This window comes from Micrococcus sp. HMSC31B01, assembly GCF_001816085.1.
Taxonomy (GTDB): Bacteria; Actinomycetota; Actinomycetes; order Actinomycetales; family Micrococcaceae; genus Micrococcus; species Micrococcus luteus.
Window position 1 is genome coordinate 4517 of record NZ_KV825129.1, and the last position, 5840, is coordinate 10356.

The 5840-nt window shown below is 68.8% G+C and carries 5 protein-coding genes; 2 read left to right on the forward strand and 3 right to left on the reverse strand.

The annotated features are described in order from the left end of the window. Nucleotides 1–558: 558 nt before the first annotated feature. Nucleotides 559–1467, reverse strand: coding sequence for a phospholipase A2 (locus HMPREF3105_RS12710; RefSeq protein WP_210401433.1), 909 nt, complete (start codon nt 1465–1467; stop codon nt 559–561). A gap of 812 nt (nt 1468–2279) precedes the next feature. Between HMPREF3105_RS12710 and HMPREF3105_RS13675 the strand changes: the two genes are divergently transcribed. Further along, nucleotides 2280–2414: a hypothetical protein gene (locus tag HMPREF3105_RS13675; RefSeq protein WP_255843364.1), complete on the forward strand. Its 135-nt coding sequence runs from the start codon at nt 2280–2282 to the stop codon at nt 2412–2414. A 344-nt stretch (nt 2415–2758) separates the two neighbouring features. Here the strand turns inward: HMPREF3105_RS13675 and HMPREF3105_RS06600 are convergent, their stop codons facing one another. Beyond that, complete coding sequence (locus HMPREF3105_RS06600) at nt 2759–4084, reverse strand: MFS transporter (protein ID WP_246830343.1); 1326 nt, start codon at nt 4082–4084, stop codon at nt 2759–2761. Continuing rightward, a complete protein-coding gene (locus HMPREF3105_RS06605) occupies nt 4081–4809 on the reverse strand; it encodes a class I SAM-dependent methyltransferase (protein ID WP_070709016.1) in 729 nt (242 codons plus the stop codon). Before HMPREF3105_RS06605 ends, HMPREF3105_RS06600 begins: the two co-directional genes overlap by 4 nt. A 295-nt stretch (nt 4810–5104) precedes the next feature. On the opposite strand from HMPREF3105_RS06605, the gene HMPREF3105_RS13520 reads away from it, so the two are divergent. After that, a partial coding sequence (locus tag HMPREF3105_RS13520; protein WP_246830344.1) for a PLP-dependent transferase occupies nt 5105–5840 on the forward strand: 736 nt, incomplete at its 3' end.

Below are 5840 nucleotides of genomic sequence, written 5' to 3' on the forward strand. Positions count from 1 at the left end.
AGGACTGGGCGGCACGGCTCGGTGCGCTGCACGCCGCGTACAGCGCACCGGACCGGGCGGGCGCACAAGCCAGCTTGAGCGAAACATAATGGCGCACTGAGGACGGTTCTTCCTATCGACCCCGCTGACCCAAGAAAGCCACTACTGGCGGAGCACTCCTCGAGCTTGCATTGCATAAACGATTACAAGCAGGAAGACAAGTAGATGGGCAGCCATGCCGGCAATGTATAGCCACGCTCCCCAGTACCCACCTTCACCCGGCAATCGAAATGCGGCCAACCCGATTAACATAAGGGCAGGGGCTAGAGCAAACACCCAGGGAGCGCCCCTCAAGCGCACCTCAGCACTCTTCGATCGCTTTAATAAAACCCAGGACGCCACCGAGATAATAATCGAAGACACCGCGAAGCCTAGGGAGAAGGACGAGTACCGCTCACCCATCCAGCCCGATGTAGTCACAACTACCCAGGTCGCAGGAATAAGCACTTGGAGAAATGCAATACCAATAACCATTAGTCGCAGTCACCCCATTCTCTAATACCCTGTAACATCGGCTACTCATTTCCCATCCCAGCTCCTCGTTCTCGACTTCACAACTTCATAATAGACGTTGGCAACGCCTCGGCAGCTTGCCCTAGCCGTGTAAGACTTAGAATTGTAATAATTACAATTCGTGTGAAGATTCCGCTGGAACCGATCGTCGATTAGCCCCCGTTGAGACCTCTTGGCGGAAAGAGAGATGCTCATCGTCCTCAAGCCGTCGATTGCAAGGTCATGGAAAGCGCACGGACCACGAAAATCTGCCGCCATGTGCCAGTCTGGCGAGTAACTGCAGTAATCGTGAAGGACCTTCGGAGTGCATGAATTCGGGCAGTATTTATACCAGGAGGGAATCTTTACCGGTCCCGGAAACGTAGCAGTGAGGGAGAGGTCTCCGTAGGGGTTTTCGACGTCTTGTTCTTTAACCCCACCGAGTACGAGTCCATCAAGGGCATCTTCAGTAGTCTTCTGGGCACCAGAAACGATTTGCTGGGCGCGCACTCCCGCGACCGCCATGACAGTAACATTCTCCGCGTCGGACTCGATGGTAAGGCGGATTCCGTCCTGCTCAGAGGCCAAGCTGTATGGTAGATCCGTCTCGTTGCCAAGTGCCCCGTGCAGAGTGAACGGAGTCATCTCGATAACACCTGCGCCACAATTGAAGTAAGTGCTACCTGGGATGGTTTCACATCCTGAGGGCTCGGTAATTAGAACGGAAGATCCGGAAGATACCTCGTCGAGCTGTATCGTCTCATAGAGCAGCAGGTCGTCCACTTCTGAATAAACAGAGTTTGTTGTAATGGAACCCAACTCAATGGACGCAGTCGAAGCGCTCTCTTGCCCCCCCTCTGCAAGAGCCTCGCCGCCGCCTACGAGCGATATAGCCATCGCAAGCGCTGCCACTGATGCAGTTGTACCGAATTTCATGTCGTCCCCTCCGGTGTCCAAGAAGCGAGCCAGACCCATTGAAATGTTAAGGCCGGCACTATGAACCCGCTTATCGACTCAACATTCAATGAACATTGTTCTCACAGCTCCACAGATGGAAGGACTGTAGCACTACTGTGACCCTCGACACATCTTGCTCTGCGTACTCCCGGACATGCGGAGGGGAGCCGGCCCCTGACGGCAAGCCGACCAGTGGAAGACGCTGCCCCCGGCGCCCTGGCCGCTGTGCTCCCGCCCACTTCCATCCCTCTGAGACGCTGGATGCGCGCACCCGTACAGCACTCACCCTCCCGGCGGGGGATTCCCTCTCGACCCCCCCCGCCAGCGCCTCCGCTACAGCAGCAGGCTGACCACGGCGGGGGGGCCGCGGGGCTCAGGACCACTCCCTCCACCGCCGGCAACTCCTTTCGTCGGCCCCTGGACTGGGTCCGCAGTTGCCCGCGACCAAGAGCACCGTCACCGTGTTCTCGGCCCACACCGTCGGACCGCACTACAGACCGTGCGCCGAGCTCAGCCGGAGCTCCGGTGGGGGCGACGTGAGATCCGCGACGCCCACTCCGGCGCCAGCAGCTCGCATCGTGACTACAGCCGGATCTCGGCGACGCGCCCCGCCTTGACCGCGCTCGCGGGATACACACCACCCCACCCGGGGTACGCGGTTTGACACATCGAGAGGTATTCAGCCTCCTGCACCCCCACCGGAGGAGACAGCTCACCGAGCAGCAGACCACCACCTACGCCGGCGGCTACAACGCGGCCAAGACCTTCTACACGCGCCGTGAGAACCACGCATGGACCATGGCCACCACTGGCGCGCCGTCACCGAACACCCCAAGGGCGCTCGCTCCATCCAGGTGCTCACCATGCCCCTCCTCGAGCTCGTGCGCGCCCTCGACGCTCACGAGCTCGACCACCCCCAGCCCTGAGCCAGCACTTCCCCCGACGGGCAGGGACCGCACGGTCCCCGCCCGTCGGCGTTCCCGGCCCGCGCTCGCGGAGCGAGGGCCTGGGCTCCTGGCCCACGCTGGCGGGGCCACGCCAGCGCCACGTGGCCAGCAGAGGTCTCAGCCGAAGACACGCCGAAGGCCATGGCGGTGGCGGTCTCCATGACCCCGGTGACCGCGGAGCCCAAGGCGTGGTCGTGGGACGCGCGGTAGAACTCCGCGACGGAACTGATGTCGACGGCGTCGATCACCGGCTGCTGGAGCGCAGGATGGGTGACCATGGCCACACATTAAGCGACCTCGGTGTCCGCGTCAGCGTCTCGGCCTCAGTCGACGTCGTCGCGCCCCGCATCCACCCACCGCGCGGCCGGCACGACGGCGGCCAGCGAGACCACCGCCAGGACCTGCCACCCCGCGAGCGCCCAGCCGACCCCGAGCGTCGCCCCGAGCGCACCTCCCGCGAGGGTCGCCAGCGGCACGGAGCCCCGGGTGAGGGTGCGGCGCATCGCGGTGACCCGCCCGAGCGTGCCCTCGGGGCAGGCGCGGGCGGTCACGGCGGCCTGGGTGATGTTCCCGAGCAGGACCATGAACCCCCAGAGGGCCGCGCCGGCCAGCAGCCACGGCCCGGCATGGGCGCGGTCGGCGTAGGCCAGCAGGTGCAGCCCCACGGCCACGGCGCCGCCGACCGCGCCGAGGAGGATGCACCGGCGCTCGCCCAGGCGGTCGATGGCCCGGCCCGCCAGGGACGAGGCCGCCAGCGCCCCGACCGCGCCCGCGGTGATCTGGACGCCCAGGAACTCCGGCCCGAGCCGCAGGTCGGTCAGGATCCAGACCGCCTCGACCGGGGCGAAGAGGGCCATGCCCACGTTGGCGGCCACCGACCCCATCGTCAGCAGCCACAGGACCGGGGTGCGCCGCAGGACCGTCCACCCCTCCGCGGCGTCCTTCCCGAACCGGGCCCAGCGGGACAGGACGTCCGCGACGCCGGGGTCCCCGTCGTCGTCCGGGACGTCCACCGCGGCGGAGGGCCGCAGCCGTACCCGGAGCGCGACGATCGCCGCCGCGAAGAGGAACGCCGTCGCGATGCCGAGCACGGGCCCCGCGCCCAGCGACCCGACGAGGAGGCCCGCCGCGGCGGGCACGATCAACACGAGGGCGGCGTCGGCGGACTCGAGCCGCGCCGTCAGGCGGGCGACGGCGGTGGCCGGCACGACGCGCGGCACGAGCGCGGTCTGGGTGGTCTCGGCCAGCACCGTGAGCACGCCCAGCAGGGCCATGACAGCGGCGAGGTGACCGAACGTGAGCGCGTCGAGCGCCCACGCCACGACGAGCGAGCCGAGCACCGCCGCCTTGGCGAGGCCGGTGGCCGCGAGCAGCCGCGGGCTGAGGTGTCGGTCCACCACGATGCCGATGGGCACGCCGAGCAGGAGGAATCCCAACCCGGAGAGCGTCATCAGCACGCCCATGCCGTCGGCGCCCACGCCGAGCAGGAGCACTGCCAGGACATCCAGGGCGACGTCCGAGGCGGACCGGCCACCCGCGTCGAGGGCGTTGGAGGCGACCAGCCACCGCGCCCGTCCTTCCGGCGGCGGGGGCGTCCCAGTGTCAGGGGTGCGGGGGGCAGGCGTCTGGCGACGCGGGTCCGTGCTCACCGCCACACGTGGAGCAGGTAGCCGTAGCTCAGTGACGTCGCTGCGGGGTGCTCGGCGAGCCACGCGTCGGCGACCCCTCGCTCGAACTCCAGCCGCAGGACGGCCTCGAGGTCGGCGCGGGAGTCGAAGGTCCACGAGCTCATGACCTCACGGGTCTCGGCCCCGACGCCGGCCCACCACTCGCGGGCGTACGTGTCCTGGCCCTGCGCCGCGGCGTTCGTGCTCGCCCGCAGCAGCTCGGCGAACTGGCCGCGCTCGGTGTCGTTGTCGATCACCACGAGCGCGCCGCCGGGCCGCAGCACCCGGGCGACCTCGTCCAGGCCGGGTCGGACGTCCCAGTGCGGGTGCGGGAAGAAGTACGCGAACCGGGCATGCACGACGTCGACGCTCGCCTCCGGCAGCGGGATCCGCGCGGCCGAGCCGTACAGCACGCGCGCCCCGCCGGGGCGGGCGCGGGCGGCCCCCAGCAGGCGCACGTCCGGCTCGACGGCGATCGTCTCGGCCGCGTCGGCGTAGCGGGGCAGCCAGAAGCCGGTGCCCGCACCGAGGTCGAGCAGCGTCCGCCCGGTCCAAGGCGCCGCCTCCTGCAGCGCCGCCCAGAGGGCGCCCTCACGGTCCATGGCCGCGTTCTCGATCTCGTACAGCGCCGGGTCCACGCCCTGGTTGCCCGAGGGCCGGAAGTCGGGCAGGCCCGTGGCCGGTCCGCCCGGTGTGCTCTGTGTCATGCCCGGGAGTCTGACACACCCCCCCTCCACGCCAGTCCGTCACACGGGTCCGCCACGGCCCGCCGCGCCCCGGAGAGGCTCCGGCTGGTCTCGCATGGCGCGGTGGCGGCTCATATGACGCGCGAGCCGGTCGCCCGCTGGACTCGCGGCGGCCCACCGCGTGGGATGGGCTCACCACCCATCCAGAGCGGCTGAGAGATCTGGCTCGACGACGCCGCAGCAACCCGCCCGCCGGACCCGGACCCCCGGGAACGGCAGGCCCGGTGCTACCGCCAGGACCGATGGAGGAGAGCAGATGCCCCGTCACGCCACACAGCAAGTCCACGCCGGCTACGAGCCCGCCGCGCCCCACCGGCCGGTCGTCCCGCCCATCCACCAGACCACGGCGTTCCGTTTCCCGGACCACGCCACGGCGGCATCGATGTTCCGGCTCGAGACCCCCGGCTTCACCTACAGCCGCACGGGCAACCCGACCGTCGCGGTGTTTGAGAACCGCCTCGCCGCACTGGAGGGAGGCATCGGCGCGATCGCCACGGCCACCGGCCAGGCCGCCGTCGCGCTGTCCCTGCTGGCGCTGCTGCAGGGCGGCAAGCACCTGGTCGCCTCCAGCCAGCTCTACGGGGGCACCGTCGACCTGCTGACGGACACGTTCGCGGACTTCGGCATCGAGGTCACCTTCGCGGACCCGGCGGACCCGCCCGCGTGGGCCGCCGCGGTCCGACCCGACACCCGCGCGTTCTTCCTCGAGGCCATCACCAACCCGCTTGCCACCCTCCCGGACCTGCCCGCGCTCGCGGACCTCGCCCACGCGGCCGGTGTGCCCGTGGTGGTGGACAGCACCCTCGCGACGCCGGCCCTCTACCGGCCGCTGGAGCACGGCGCCGACGTCGTCGTGCACTCGGCCACCAAGTTCCTCGGCGGGCACGGCGCGGTGCTCGGCGGCGCGATCGTGGACGGCGGCACGTTCGACTACGGCGCGGCGCCGGACCGGTGGCCGCAGCTGGCCCGGCCCAAGGCCCGCTACGGCGGGC